This window comes from Pseudomonas sp. P4_B3 (genome assembly GCF_056402295.1).
The window spans coordinates 58,865-72,451 of record NZ_JBFUHR010000006.1; the positions used below are offsets into that span (position 1 = coordinate 58,865).

The 13,587-nt window shown below is 59.6% G+C and carries 11 protein-coding genes; 3 read left to right on the top strand and 8 right to left on the bottom strand.

Annotation, left to right across the window (positions count from 1 at the left end):
- Positions 1-24: 24 nt before the first annotated feature.
- From AC1DWG_RS08110 to AC1DWG_RS08125, 4 genes are all read right to left on the bottom strand, one after another.
- Entirely contained in the window at positions 25-261 is a 237-nt protein-coding gene (locus AC1DWG_RS08110; protein WP_477754640.1) for a DUF1653 domain-containing protein, read from the bottom strand.
- Between the two features lie 99 nt (positions 262-360).
- On the bottom strand, positions 361-1,536 hold the full coding sequence (fadA, locus tag AC1DWG_RS08115; protein ID WP_053160736.1) for an acetyl-CoA C-acyltransferase FadA: 1,176 nt from the start codon (positions 1,534-1,536) through the stop codon (positions 361-363).
- A 29-nt stretch (positions 1,537-1,565) separates the two neighbouring features.
- Positions 1,566-3,713 carry a fatty acid oxidation complex subunit alpha FadB gene (gene fadB, locus AC1DWG_RS08120; RefSeq protein WP_477787608.1) on the bottom strand — a complete coding sequence of 716 codons (2,148 nt, stop codon included), beginning with the start codon at positions 3,711-3,713 and terminating at the stop codon, positions 1,566-1,568.
- A gap of 606 nt (positions 3,714-4,319) precedes the next feature.
- Complete coding sequence (locus AC1DWG_RS08125) at positions 4,320-4,757, bottom strand: hypothetical protein (RefSeq protein ID WP_477787609.1); 438 nt, start codon at positions 4,755-4,757, stop codon at positions 4,320-4,322.
- 104 nt (positions 4,758-4,861) lie between these two features.
- Between AC1DWG_RS08125 and AC1DWG_RS08130 the strand changes: the two genes are divergently transcribed.
- Positions 4,862-5,302: a universal stress protein gene (locus tag AC1DWG_RS08130; RefSeq protein WP_477763434.1), complete on the top strand. Its 441-nt coding sequence runs from the start codon at positions 4,862-4,864 to the stop codon at positions 5,300-5,302.
- A gap of 85 nt (positions 5,303-5,387) precedes the next feature.
- Here the strand turns inward: AC1DWG_RS08130 and AC1DWG_RS08135 are convergent, their stop codons facing one another.
- A complete protein-coding gene (locus tag AC1DWG_RS08135; RefSeq protein WP_477754636.1) occupies positions 5,388-7,307 on the bottom strand; it encodes an ATP-binding cassette domain-containing protein in 1,920 nt (639 codons plus the stop codon).
- A 215-nt stretch (positions 7,308-7,522) separates the two neighbouring features.
- On the opposite strand from AC1DWG_RS08135, the gene AC1DWG_RS08140 reads away from it, so the two are divergent.
- The gene (locus tag AC1DWG_RS08140; RefSeq protein ID WP_477754635.1) at positions 7,523-9,451 is read left to right on the top strand and encodes a transglycosylase SLT domain-containing protein; all 1,929 of its coding nucleotides are present in this window, start codon (positions 7,523-7,525) and stop codon (positions 9,449-9,451) included.
- A 180-nt stretch (positions 9,452-9,631) separates the two neighbouring features.
- On the opposite strand, the gene AC1DWG_RS08145 is transcribed toward AC1DWG_RS08140, so the two are convergent.
- Positions 9,632-10,081 (bottom strand): Fic family protein, encoded by a 450-nt coding sequence (locus AC1DWG_RS08145; protein WP_477787610.1) that lies wholly within the window; start codon positions 10,079-10,081, stop codon positions 9,632-9,634.
- 22 nt (positions 10,082-10,103) lie between these two features.
- On the bottom strand, positions 10,104-11,879 hold the full coding sequence (locus AC1DWG_RS08150) for an ABC transporter transmembrane domain-containing protein (protein ID WP_477763580.1): 1,776 nt from the start codon (positions 11,877-11,879) through the stop codon (positions 10,104-10,106).
- A gap of 251 nt (positions 11,880-12,130) precedes the next feature.
- On the opposite strand from AC1DWG_RS08150, the gene AC1DWG_RS08155 reads away from it, so the two are divergent.
- Complete coding sequence (locus AC1DWG_RS08155) at positions 12,131-12,310, top strand: PA1571 family protein (protein ID WP_126046427.1); 180 nt, start codon at positions 12,131-12,133, stop codon at positions 12,308-12,310.
- Positions 12,311-12,413: 103 nt separating this feature from the next.
- On the opposite strand, the gene pdxB is transcribed toward AC1DWG_RS08155, so the two are convergent.
- Positions 12,414-13,556, bottom strand: coding sequence for a 4-phosphoerythronate dehydrogenase PdxB (gene pdxB, locus AC1DWG_RS08160; protein WP_477787611.1), 1,143 nt, complete (start codon positions 13,554-13,556; stop codon positions 12,414-12,416).
- Between the last annotated feature and the right edge of the window lie 31 nt (positions 13,557-13,587).

Below are 13,587 nucleotides of genomic sequence, written 5' to 3' on the forward strand. Positions count from 1 at the left end.
CGCAGGGTTCTGCGCGCACTCCCCTTATGGCTGCGGAAAAATGCTCGGTTCGGCCTGCACCAAAGCAAAGCGTGGCACCTGTTCGCCGTCAACCTCGACGGACTCCAGGAACATGCTCAAGGGACGCACCCAAAAGCCGTAATCGCCATACAGGGCTTGATAGAAGACCACTTCTTCTTCGCTTTCCGAATGCCGCGCAACACTGAATACGCGGTACTGCGGACCTTTGTAATGTTGGTAGAGCCCAGGTTGTATCGGCATGCTTTGGCCCTCACTCAAATGTTTTCAAAATAAAAACAAAAATAAATCCGGAAAAACAAAAACCGGGGCACTTGGCCCCGGCTTCCATCAACGAGACGCTTAAACGCGTTCGAAGACGGTGGAGATGCCTTGGCCGAGACCAATGCACATGGTGGCCACCCCGAAGGTGCCGCCATTCTGCTTCATCACATTGAGCAAAGTGCCGGAGATACGCGCACCGGAGCAACCGAACGGGTGGCCCAGGGCGATCGCGCCGCCGTGCAGGTTAACCTTCTCGTTCATCTTGTCGAGCACTTTCAGATCTTTCAGCACTGGCAGGGCCTGTGCGGCGAAAGCTTCGTTGAGCTCGAAGAAGTCGATGTCGGAGATGCCCAGACCTGCGCGCTTCAATGCTTTTTGTGTGGCCGGTACTGGACCATAGCCCATGATTGCCGGATCCACACCTGCCACTGCCATCGAACGAATCACCGCCAGAGGCTGGATACCCAGGTCCTGTGCACGCTGCGCCGACATCACGATCATGCACGAGGCACCATCGGTGATCTGCGACGAGGTACCGGCTGTCACGGTGCCGCCCTTCGGATTGAACGCCGGCTTCAGGGCCGCCAGGCTTTCCAGGGTGGTTTCCGGACGAATGGTTTCGTCGTAGTCGAAGGTTTTCAGGAAACCGTTCTCGTCGTAGCCCTGCATCGGGATGATTTCGTCTTTGAACTTGCCTTCCACGGTCGCCTTGTGGGCGAGTTGGTGGGAGCGCACGCCGAAAGCGTCCTGTTGCTCGCGGGTGATGCCGTGCATTTTGCCCAGCATTTCCGCGGTCAGGCCCATCATGCCCGAGGCTTTCGCCGCGTACAGCGACATGTGCGGGTTCGGATCGACACCGTGCATCATGCTCACATGGCCCATATGCTCGACGCCACCAACCACGAAGACGTCACCATTACCGGTCATGATCGCTTGCGCAGCTGTGTGCAGAGCGCTCATGGACGAGCCACACAGGCGGCTGACGGTCTGGCCGGCCGAGGTGTGCGGGATCTGGGTCATCAGCGACGCCATGCGCGCAATGTTCCAGCCCTGCTCCAGGGTCTGGTTCACACAGCCCCAGATCACGTCTTCGACTTCGCTCGGGTCAACCTTGACGTTGCGTTCCAGCAGTTTGCTGATCAGGTGCGCCGACATGTCTTCGGCGCGGGTGTTGCGGTGCATGCCGCCCTTGGAGCGGCCCATCGGAGTACGACCGAAGTCGACAATCACGACGTCTCTAGGATTCAAGCTCATAAGTTCACTCTCACTCTAGTTGGGGGCGCTTAACCGAAGAAGCTCTGGCCGTTCTTGGCCATTTCGCGCAGCTTCGCGGTCGGGTGGTACAGCGCGCCCAAATCAGCGTACTGGTCAGCCAGGGCAGCGAACTCTGCCACACCGAGCGAGTCGATGTAGCGCAGCGCACCGCCACGGAATGGAGGGAAACCAATACCGTAGACCAGACCCATGTCGGCTTCGGCGGCGGTTTCGACGATGCCGTCTTCCAGGCAACGCACGGTTTCCAGGCACAGCGGGATCATCATCCAGTTGATGATGTCTTCGTCGGTGACTTCGCGTTGCTCGTAAACGATCGGCTTGAGCACTTCCAGTACCGACGGGTCGGCCACTTTCTTCTGCTTGCCTTTCTTGTCGGTCTCGTAGGCGTAGAAGCCCTTGCCGTTCTTCTGGCCCAGGCGCTTGGCTTCGTAGAGCACGTCGACGGCCGAGCGACGGTCGTCCTTCATGCGGTCCGGGAAGCCTTCAGCCATCACGTCACGACCGTGGTGACCGGTGTCGATGCCGACCACGTCCATCAGGTAGGCCGGGCCCATCGGCCAGCCGAACTTTTCCATGATCTTGTCGATACGGACGAAGTCCACACCGGCGCTGACCAGTTTGGCGAAACCGCCGAAGTACGGGAACAGGACGCGGTTGACCAGGAAGCCCGGGCAATCGTTGACGACGATCGGGTTCTTGCCCATTTTCTTGGCGTAGGCAACGGTAGTCGCTACGGCCAGTTCGCTGGACTTCTCGCCACGGATCACTTCCACAAGCGGCATCATGTGCACCGGGTTGAAGAAGTGCATGCCGACGAAGTTTTCCGGACGCTTGAGGGCTTTGGCCAGCAAGGTGATGGAAATGGTCGAGGTGTTGGACGCCAGGATGGTGTCCTCCTTGACCTGGTCTTCAACTTCAGCCAGTACCGCTTGTTTGACCTTCGGGTTCTCGACGACCGCTTCCACCACCAGGTCCACGTGACCGAAGTCGCCGTAAGACAGGGTTGGACGGATGCCGTTGAGCACTTCGGCCATTTTCGCGGCGGTCATACGGCCTTTATCAACGCGGCCAACCAGCAGCTTGGCGGCTTCGGCCAGACCCTGCTCGATACCGTGCTCGTTGATGTCTTTCATCAGGATCGGCGTGCCTTTGGAAGCCGACTGATAGGCGATACCGCCACCCATGATGCCGGCGCCGAGTACAGCGGCCTGCTTCACTTCCTTGGCGATTTCGTCGTAGGCCTTGGCCTTTTTCTTCAGTTCCTGATCGTTCAGGAACAAGCCGATCAAGCTCTGCGCGGCAGAGGTCTTGGCCAGTTTGACGAAACCGGCCGCTTCGATTTCCAGCGCCTTGTCGCGACCGAAGTTCGCGGCTTTCTGGATAGTCTTGATCGCTTCAACCGGCGCCGGGTAGTTCGGGCCAGCCTGGCCGGCCACGAAACCTTTGGCGGTTTCGAAAGCCATCATTTGTTCGATGGCGTTCAGCTTGAGCTTTTCCAGCTTCGGCTGGCGCTTGGCCTTGTAGTCGAACTCGCCGGAGATGGCACGCTTGATCAGTTCCAGCGCGGCATCCTGCAGCTGCTCAGGAGCAACCACTGCGTCGACAGCGCCGACTTTCAGCGCGTCTTCAGGACGGTTTTCCTTGCCGGCGGCAATCCACTCGATGGCGTTGTCGGCACCGATCAGGCGCGGCAGGCGCACGGTACCGCCGAAGCCCGGGTAGATACCCAGCTTGACTTCCGGCAGGCCGATCTTGGCATTGGTGGACATGACGCGGTAGTCCGCCGCCAGGCACATTTCCAGACCGCCACCCAGCGCGATGCCGTTGATTGCGGCGACGGTCGGGACGTTGAGGTCTTCGAAATCGCTGAAAATCCTGTTGGCTTCGAGGTTGCCAGCAACAAGTTCTGCATCCGGCAGCTTGAAGTTGTCGACAAATTCGGTGATGTCGGCGCCGACGATGAACACGTCCTTGCCACTGCTGACGATCACGCCCTTGATCGAAGCATCTGCCTTGATGGTGTCTACGGCCTGACGCAGTTCGTTCAGGGTTAGACGGTTGAACTTGTTGACGGACTCACCCTTGAGATCGAACTTCAGTTCGACGATGCCACTTTCAAGAGCCTTAACCGTGATGGCTTTACCTTCGTAAATCATCAACTGATCTCCACGATATGGAAGCTGAACAGTACACGTCGGACGCAGGCGAATGGCTTGGCAGGGACGTTGATCGTCAATGCTACGCCCATTCCCCCGGCACACCCGCCAACGCGATAGTCGGGATTCTGTAGGAGCGGTCTGAAATACAAACGCTCAATTCATACGCCCGTTTGATTTGGGTACGTCACCTTCACGGAATTTCCGACAATTGTCAATCGCCTGAAAAACGGGTTGAAACGCGACTTTCCGGTCATTTCCGTACTGCGAAGACCTTAAACACGTTTGAGCATGCAAGGTCATTCATAGAATCAATTGTTAGAAAATTCGCCCTAATTCGCTGCAGCCCGTGTTTAACACGCTACGCTGGCGAAACCAGGGGGAAAATTGTGAACGCTTTTGGCGAATGCCCAGCGTAAGATCAGCCAACACCGATTTACCGGCCTGCCTGGCCAACCCGCCCGATGATTTTGTCGGGCTTTTTATTGCCTGCAAAAAGCTTTTCGTAGGAGCTGGCTTGCCAGCGAAGACGGTAGTTCGCTCAACATTTTTGTTGAATGTGAAATAGTCTTCGCTGGCAAGCCAGCTCCTACAGGGGGAGTCGGCTTAAGCGAGGGCTTTGAGGATGGCGTCGATCTGTTGCAACACCTCGGCCTCGCCCTTCTCGCCCCAATACAAGGCGATTATTTGCTTGTCGGCCTCGACCTTGAAGACATTGCCTGGCAATTTTTCGAAATGATCGAGCAGCGCTCGATCTTCACAGACTTCCTGCCACTGATTCACCCAGACACCCGGTGATTTTTGCCAGTAACTCCAGCACGCCGGCTGACTGCCACGTCGCGGGCGATGGTACTGGGCGCAGGGGCTCGGCGGCTCCTGGCTCAGCCAGTGCGGCCATTGCTGGGGCGCCAGTTGCATGGCCAGGCCGATGCGCCGGGCCTCCATCCGCAGGGCGATACGCCCACTCTGGGCGCGCGAGGGGCGCAACCATGCCAGCGGGCTAAGTACCACCAGCAGGATTGACACCACTATCCAGACCGTCATATCTGTACTCCCGAATTTGAATGAGCCCATTGTGTCACTTTGGAACCAATGCGCTTGAAACCAGCCATACTTACCAATATTGCATCCCTCAGGAGGAGCACCTCATGCCCTACAACCATATTCTGGTCGCTGTAGATCTGACCGAAGAGTGCGACCCTGTGATCCACCGCGCTCGCGAACTGTCGGTGAGCAACGGCGCGAAGTTGTCACTGGTGCACATTGTCGAGCCGATGGCCATGGCCTTCGGCGGCGACGTGCCGATGGACCTGTCACAACTGCAACAGCAGCAGTTCGATCAGGCCAAGGAGCGACTGGAGCGCCTCAAGCACAAATACGCCGAACTCGAAGGCGCCAACTGCCACCTGACCTACGGCCAGCCACGCCAGGAAATTCACCAGATGGCCAAGGAGCAAACCTGCGACCTGATCGTGGTGGGCAGCCATGGCCGGCACGGCCTGGCACTGCTGCTGGGCTCCACCGCCAATGACGTGCTGCATGGCGCGCCTTGCGATGTGCTTGCTGTGCGCCTGCAAACCAAAAGCTGACAACACAAAACCCATGCAGGATTGCATTGCATATGAAAAGCCCGGCGTTCATCACTGAGCGCCGGGCTTTTTATTGCGGGATCAATCAGGCATCCAGCTCGGCCCAACGCTCGACCATGATGTCGAGCTCAGCCTGCAACTGCTCCAGCTGAGCAATCACCGCAGCCGTTTCGGCAGCAGGACGCTGATAGAAGCCCGCATCCGCCATCTGTGCTTCAACGGCGGCGATCTGTTGCTCCATGGCTTCGATCTGCCCCGGCAACGCTTCCAGTTCGCGCTGCAACTTGTAGCTGAGCTTTTTCTTCGCCACTGGCGCTTCGACGGCCGCCGCAACCGGCGCAGGCTCGGCCTTCACCACCGCGGAGTTCAGGTCGGCCTTGCCGGATTTGCTTTCGGTCACGCCCAGCAGGCGCGGCGAGCCGCCCTGGCGCAGCCAGTCCTGGTAGCCACCGACGTACTCGCGAACCTTGCCTTCACCTTCGAAGACCAGGGTGCTGGTGACCACGTTGTCGAGGAATGCCCGGTCGTGGCTGACCATCAGTACGGTGCCGTTGAAGGTCAGCAAGACCTCTTCGAGCAATTCGAGGGTTTCGACGTCGAGGTCGTTGGTCGGTTCGTCGAGTACCAGCAGGTTCGCCGGCTTGCTGAACAACTTGGCCAGCAACAGACGGGCACGCTCACCACCGGACAGCGCCTTGACCGGCGTGCGCGCACGCTGCGGGCTGAACAGGAAGTCGCCGAGGTAGCTCAGCACATGGCGGCTCTGACCATCGATATCGATGAAGTCGCGACCTTCGGCCACGTTGTCGATTACGGTTTTTTCCAGATCCAGTTGATGACGCAACTGGTCGAAGTAGGCGACATCGATCCTGGTGCCTTCTTCCACTTTGCCGCTGGTCGGTTGCAGGCCGCTGAGCATCAGCTTCAGCAGCGTGGTCTTGCCGGTACCGTTGGCGCCGAGCAGACCGATACGGTCGCCGCGCTGCAACACCATCGAGAAGTCCTTGATCAGGAACGGGCCGCCCGGGTGAGCGAAGCTGACGTTCTCGAGCACCATCACTTGCTTGCCGGACTTGTCGGCAGTGTCCAGCTGGATATTGGCCTTGCCGGTACGCTCACGACGCTCGCTGCGCTCGACACGCAGAGCCTTGAGGGCACGTACGCGGCCTTCGTTACGGGTGCGACGGGCCTTGATACCCTGACGAATCCACACTTCTTCCTGGGCCAGGCGCTTGTCGAACAACGCATTGGCGGTGGCTTCGGCAGCGAGTTCGGCTTCCTTGTGCACGAGGAAACTGGCGTAGTCGCCGTTCCAGTCGATCAGGCCGCCGCGATCCAGTTCGAGGATGCGGGTGGCCAGGTTCTGCAGGAAAGAACGGTCGTGCGTGATGAACAGCACGGCGCCCTGGAAATCCTTCAATGCTTCTTCAAGCCAGGCGATGGCACCGATGTCCAGGTGGTTGGTCGGTTCGTCGAGCAGCAGCAGGTCCGGCTCGGACACCAGGGCCTGGGCCAGCAGGACGCGACGACGCCAGCCGCCGGACAACTCGGCGAGGGTCTTGTCGGCCGGCAGTTGCAGGCGGCTCAGGGTACTGTCGACTAAAGTCTGCAAACGCCAGCCGTCACGGGCTTCGAGGTCGTGCTGGACGTGCATCAGCTTGTCCAGGTCGGCGTCGGTGACGCAGTTCTGGCTCAGGTGGTGATACTCGGCAAGCAACGCACCGACGCCGTCCAGGCCTTCGGCCACCACATCGAACACGGTCCGCTCGTCGGCCACCGGCAATTCTTGCGGCAATTCGCCGATTTTCAGACCGGGGGCACGCCACACCGAGCCGTCATCGGGCTTCTGGTCGCCCTTGACGAGCTTCATCATGCTGGACTTGCCAGTGCCGTTGCGGCCGATGATGCACACCCGCTCACCACGGGCGATCTGCCAGGACACCTTGTCCAACAACGGCATAGCGCCGAAAGCAAGGGACACATCGCTGAATTTGAGCAGGGTCATGAGCTTCTCCAAAAACCGGGCGCGCATTCTACCTGACTTGAGGCTTCAGAAGGCCGGCAATTTCGCTGTCGTAGCACTCTGCATGACAAATGTTGCGAACTGACGCGGGAAGACCCGCAAAGCTTTCACCGGCTGCTGGCAAAAGGCTAAGCTACAGACAATTCAGCGCGGGTCTGGCCCGCGCTTGTCATGATTTTTCTCTGCCCGGACGTCTCATGCGCAGTCGCCTTTTCAATCTTTTATCTGTTTTTTTACTGTCTGCCGCTGCCGTTCAATCCGTCCAGGCGGTGGACCTGTCCACCCAACGCCAGTATTACGATGAAGCCAAACGCGCCTTGGCCAAGGGCGACAGTGGCCCGTATTTCCGTTACAGCCAGGCCCTCGCCGATTATCCGCTGGAACCCTACCTGGCCTACGACGAGCTGACCGCGCGCCTGAAAACCGCGAGCAACGCCGAAATCGAGAAATTCCTCGCCGAACACGGCGACCTGCCCCAGGCCAACTGGATGAAACTGCGCTGGTTGCGCTGGCTGGCGGATCGGGGCGACTGGGCGACCTTCGTCAAGTACTACGACCCGAAAATGAACTTTACCGAACTGGACTGCCTGAACGCGCAGTACCAGCTCAGCCACGGTCTCAAGGCCGAAGGCAACGCCAACGCGGAAAAGCTCTGGCTGACCGGCAAGTCCCAACCCGACGCCTGTGACACGCTGTTCGGCATGTGGGCCGCCGAAGGCCAGTTGACCGAGCAAAAACGCTGGGAGCGCGCCAAACTCGCCGCCCAGACGCGCAACTACCCGCTGGCCAACAGCCTGGTCAACGGCATGACCGCCCTCGCCCCTCGCGGTCGCTTGCTGGTGGACGTCGCGCAGAAACCGGAACTGCTCAACCAGCCGTCACGCTTCACCCCGGCCGATGAAGCCATGTCCGATGTGGTCAGCCTCGGCCTGCGCCGCCTGGCCCGCCAGGACCCGGACAAGGCCATGGACCTGCTCGACGGTTACGCCAGTAGCATGCACTTCTCCCGGGATGAAAAAGTGGCGATCGCCCGGGAAATCGGCCTGACCCTCGCACGACGTTTCGACAGCCGTGCACTGGACGTCATGACCAAATACGACCCCGAGCTGCGCGACAACACGGTTTCCGAATGGCGCTTGCGCCTGCTCCTGCGCCTGGCGCGCTGGGACGACGCCTATCAGTTGACCCGCCGCCTGCCCCAGGACCTGGCCACCACCAACCGCTGGCGTTACTGGCAGGCCCGCAGCCTGGAACTGGCGCAACCGCAGAATCCGCAAGCGCAGACGCTCTATAAAAGCCTGGCCCGCGAACGCGACTTCTATGGTTTCCTCGCCGCCGATCGCTCCCAGTCGCCCTACTCTTTGCTCAACAAACCGCTGGTGCTCAGCCAAGCCACCATCAACAAGGTGCGTAACACGCCCGGCGTACGCCGCGCCCTGGAGCTGCACGCCCGCGGGCAGATCGTCGATGGCCGTCGCGAGTGGTATTACGTCAGCCGTCACTTCAGCCGCGACGAAATGGTCGCCCAGGCGAAACTGGCCTACGACCTGAAATGGTACTTCCCGGCGATCCGCACCATCAGTCAGGCGCAGTATTGGGATGACCTGGATATCCGCTTCCCGATGGCTCACCGCGAGACCCTGGTCCGTGAAGCGAAAAACCGCGGCCTGCATCCGAGCTGGGCGTTCGCCATTACCCGCCAGGAAAGTGCGTTCATGGACGACGCCCGCTCCGGGGTCGGCGCCTCGGGCCTGATGCAACTGATGCCGGCCACCGCCAAGGAAACCGCACGCAAGTTCAGCATTCCCTATAGCTCGCCACAGCAACTGTTCGATCCGGACAAGAACATCCAGCTCGGTGCCGCCTACCTGAGCCAGGTGCACAGCCAGTTCAACGGCAACCGCGTCCTCGCCTCCGCCGCCTACAACGCCGGCCCCGGCCGCGTACGCCAATGGCTGCGTGGTGCGGACCACCTGAGTTTCGACGTGTGGGTGGAAAGCATCCCGTTCGACGAAACCCGCCAGTACGTGCAAAACGTGTTGTCGTACTCGGTGATCTACGGTCAGAAGCTCAATGCGCCACAGCCGATAGTGGATTGGCATGAGCGGTTTTTCGACGATCAATGATTCAAATCGACCCGCAAAAGCCCGCATCGCAGATGCTAATGTTGTTCAGTTAAGGGAATAGTAGGAGCGAGCTTGCTCCGGGCGGCGTTCCGACGATGGACTCAAGAGCGCCGCGTTTAGCCAGTAAATACGCGTTATCGTTAACGACCATCGCGAGCAAGCTCGCTCCTACAGAGGTGCTCAGTGTTTCTTCGCCGACTTGAGCTGTGCGAAGACCTGTTTTCCGAGCTGGGTCAGGCGATACTTTTGTGCCGGACTACTTGGCGATTCGGGCTGGGTCATCTCTATCCATTCGATCGCTAATGCCGGCCTGAGATAGTTAGCCCGAAACGTCGCCTTGTGCACCAATCCGATGTCAGCCAACAATTCGCTGATCTTTCGTGGGCCGTTAACATTCAGCACAGAAAGCAACTTCTCTACTGGGTCGGTTACCAGGTCGGTTACTGGGTCGGTTACTGGGTCGGTTACTGGGTCGATTTCTGGCTCACCCCGTACCGCCTCCGATAGTGCAAGGCTCATGGCTTGCAACATGAACTCTACGAAAGGCGTTGATTCGGCCAAATGATCGGCCGCCGACAATGCCGCGTAGTACGCCTCCTGCTGATCCCGAATCACCGCCTCAACCGGCAAATAAGATAATACCAGGCGTCATTCATGCCGCTTCATGTCCATCACTGAACTGCAACGCCGCCAACCGCGCATACAACGCATTGCTGGCAATCAGCTCCTGATGCGTGCCCACCGCCACCAGTTTCCCCTGGTCCATCACCGCAATTCGGTCGGCGTTTTTCACCGTGGCCAGGCGATGGGCGATTACCAGGGTGGTACGGTTTTTCATCAGGCTCGGCAGCGCCTGCTGGATCAGGTGTTCACTCTGGGCATCGAGGGCGCTGGTAGCTTCGTCGAGGAGCAGGATCGGGGCGTCCACCAGCAACGCGCGGGCGATGGCCAGACGTTGGCGCTGACCACCGGACAAGCCGAGACCACCGTCCCCCAGATGAGTCTGGTAACCGTTGGCCATGGCTTCGATAAAGTCATGGGCATAAGCGATTTTTGCCGCTTCCTGTACCTCGGCCAAAGTCGCCTTCGGACTGCCGTAGCGAATGTTTTCTTCAATGCTGCCGAAAAACAGTGCCGGGGCTTGCGACACCAGGGCGAAACAGCGACGCAGGTCCAGCGGATCGAGTTGAGTCAACGGCACGCCATCGAGCAGGATCCGTCCCTCGGCCGGGTCGTAAAAACGCAGCAGCAAGTCATACACCGTCGATTTTCCGGCCCCCGATGGCCCGACCAGCGCCAGCGTCTCACCGGCATTTACAGTCAGGCTCAAGCCGTCGACGGCATAACTTTCCGGCCGCGACGGGTAGGAAAAACGCACATTTTGCAGTTGCAGTTGGCCGTCGACCCGGTCCGGCAGTGTCACCGCGCCTGCCACCGGCGGCAGGATGATGTTTTCCGAACGCAGCAACTCGGCAATCCGTTCGGCCGCGCCGGCTGCCCGTTGCAATTCGCCAATCACTTCGCTCAAGGTGCCGAACGCGCTGCCGACGATCAGGCTATAGAACACGAACGCCGCCAGCTCGCCGGCGGAAATTCGCCCGGCGATGACGTCCATGCCACCGACCCAGAGCATCACCCCGACCGCGCCCAATACCAAGACGATCACCAGGGTAATCAGCCAGGCCCGCTGGAAGATGCGCTTGCGTGCGGTGTTGAACGCCTCCTCCACGGTCACGGCAAACCGGCGCTCGTCCTCGGCCTGATGGTTGTAGGCCTGCACGGTCTTGATCTGGCCCAGGGTTTCGGAAACATAGCTGCCGATGTCGGCAATCCGGTCCTGACTCAGGCGCGAGAGGTTACGCACCCGCCGGCCGAAGATCAGGATCGGCGCGATCACCAAAGGCAAGGCCAGCACCACGATGCTGGTGAGCTTGGGGTTGGTGATGAACAGCAAGACGATTCCGCCGATCACCATCAACAGATTGCGCAGGAACAACGACAGCGAAGAACCGATGACCGATTGCAGCAGCGTGGTATCGGCGGTCAGGCGTGACTGGATTTCGGAGCTGCGATTGTCTTCGTAAAACCCCGGGTGCAGGTAAATCAGATGATTGAACACGTTGCGCCGGATATCGGCGACGCAGCGTTCACCGATCCACGACACCAGGTAAAACCGCGCAAACGTACCGATTGCCAGCCCCATGACCAGCAACATGAACAGCGTGATGGATTGATTGAGCAGATGCGGTGACTGGGTCATGAACCCCTGGTCCACCAGCAGGCGAATGCCCTGCCCCATGGACAAGGTGATGCCGGCGGTGGCGATCAGCGCCAGCAAGGCGCCAAAGGCCTGCCAGCGATACGGCGCGATGAAACGACGGGCCAGGCGAACAGCACGGCGGTGACGGGCAGAGAGCATCGCAATCATCCAGGACAAAGCAGTCATTAGGGTCAGCCTACACCGCTCAATGGGGTGGCTCGCTGCAAATCACAATGAGTCAGGTTAATTATGTCCACCAACACTAGAGGCTAGACGCTATTGGTCTAAAGTTCGGCTAGCCACGCGAAGGCATTTCTGGTGGACTGTTTCTGTCCGCCCGGAAAGATCGCAGGGAGTTGTCATAGCCCGGTCACCTGGCGGTTCTACAGTAAGCACACAACCTGATGAGGAGACAGGCCATGTCCTTGCAACACAGCAGCGATGACAAGATTCAAGTGATCCGCACGCAACCAGACCAGTCTCTGGGTTGCTCGATTATTGACGAGCAGGGTCGCGAAGTACCGATCACTGAAAAAATGATCCAGAAAGCTTGCAGCGAACTGGAAAAGCGATTGGTCAAACCTGCCGAACAAGAGTGATATAGCCACCGTCTTCTTGACCCGGCCCATGGTTGGCCGGGTTTTTTATGCCTGCTTAATCCAATCCGGGACTGTGTCGCGCCCTTCACGGGCAAGTCGGTCTTTAAACCAGTGTTGCCCCCAACGCTGCCACAATCCCCAGCAACTCAGGCGATTCACCTTCGATCCGCACCTGCAATCCGTCGATCTCCCGGCGCAACGGGTATTGCTTGCGCAGCATATCGAATGCCGCACGCTGCTCGCTGACACTGCCGACCAGGCTGCGACGGAAATCCGCATCGTCACGACGCGGGTCATATACGCCACGGCACAGCATCGCCAAGGCCCAGGCCGGGTCGCTTTGCGCATTCAGGGTCACGTGCGACAGCCACGGTGCCGGCAGCAAATCGCTCAGGCTGACGCGGGCCGGTTGCCCGAGAAAGTCGCAATACGCCTGATAAATCTGCGCGGTCCCCCGCTGCTTGCCGTCGAGGCTGTAACCGGCAATGTGCGGCGTTGCCAGCACGCACAGCTCGGCCAGCGCCACGTCGACTTCAGGCTCGTTTTCCCACACATCGAGCACCGCTTGCAGGTCTTCGCGCTCCAGCAGCACATCGCGCAGGGCCGTGTTGTTCACCACCGGTCCGCGACTGGCATTGATCAGCCAGGTGCCGGACTTGAGCTGGTTCAGGCGTGTCTCATCGAACAAATGCCAGGTCGATAGCTGTCCCTGCCTGGTCAGCGGCGTGTGCAGGCTGATGACGTCGCACGCTTCGATGATCTGCTCGAGGCTGACGTAGTCACCGCCTTCAGCGGCCTGCCGTGGCGGATCGCACACCAGCACCTTCCAGCCCAGACCCTGCAGGACTTTGACCAATCGCCCGCCCACTTCGCCGGCACCGACTACGCCGTAGGTACGCCGGGTCAGGTCGACGCCTTCGATTTCGGCCAGGGTCAGCAAGCTGCCGAGCACATAGTCGACCACGCCGCGGGCATTGCAGCCCGGTGCGCTGGACCAGGTGATACCGGCCTGCTGAAAGTAATCCAGGTCCAGATGATCGGTGCCGATGGTGCACGTACCGACAAAACGCACCTTGCTGCCTTCGAGCAGCGCGCGATTGACGTTGGTCACCGAACGCACCAACAGCACATCGGCCTGTTCGACCGTGGCACGGTCAATGGAACGACCCGGCACCCGGCGGATTTCACCGAAGCCTTCGAAGAAGGCATCGAGCAGGGGGATATTTTCGTCGGCAACAATCAGCATGGCAGGCTCCTTTGGCGGATCGGCAGTGTAG

Excerpts from the sequence above, each read along its gene's own strand:
- AC1DWG_RS08110 (WP_477754640.1), bottom strand. The coding sequence starts at position 261 with ATGCCGATACAACCTGGGCTCTACCAACATTACAAAGGTCCGCAGTAC.
- fadA (WP_053160736.1), bottom strand. The coding sequence starts at position 1,536 with ATGAGCTTGAATCCTAGAGACGTCGTGATTGTCGACTTCGGTCGTACT.
- fadB (WP_477787608.1), bottom strand. The coding sequence starts at position 3,713 with ATGATTTACGAAGGTAAAGCCATCACGGTTAAGGCTCTTGAAAGTGGC.
- AC1DWG_RS08125 (WP_477787609.1), bottom strand. The coding sequence starts at position 4,757 with ATGACGGTCTGGATAGTGGTGTCAATCCTGCTGGTGGTACTTAGCCCG.
- AC1DWG_RS08130 (WP_477763434.1), top strand. The coding sequence starts at position 4,862 with ATGCCCTACAACCATATTCTGGTCGCTGTAGATCTGACCGAAGAGTGC.
- AC1DWG_RS08135 (WP_477754636.1), bottom strand. The coding sequence starts at position 7,307 with ATGACCCTGCTCAAATTCAGCGATGTGTCCCTTGCTTTCGGCGCTATG.
- AC1DWG_RS08140 (WP_477754635.1), top strand. The coding sequence starts at position 7,523 with ATGCGCAGTCGCCTTTTCAATCTTTTATCTGTTTTTTTACTGTCTGCC.
- AC1DWG_RS08150 (WP_477763580.1), bottom strand. The coding sequence starts at position 11,879 with ATGATTGCGATGCTCTCTGCCCGTCACCGCCGTGCTGTTCGCCTGGCC.
- AC1DWG_RS08155 (WP_126046427.1), top strand. The coding sequence starts at position 12,131 with ATGTCCTTGCAACACAGCAGCGATGACAAGATTCAAGTGATCCGCACG.
- pdxB (WP_477787611.1), bottom strand. The coding sequence starts at position 13,556 with ATGCTGATTGTTGCCGACGAAAATATCCCCCTGCTCGATGCCTTCTTC.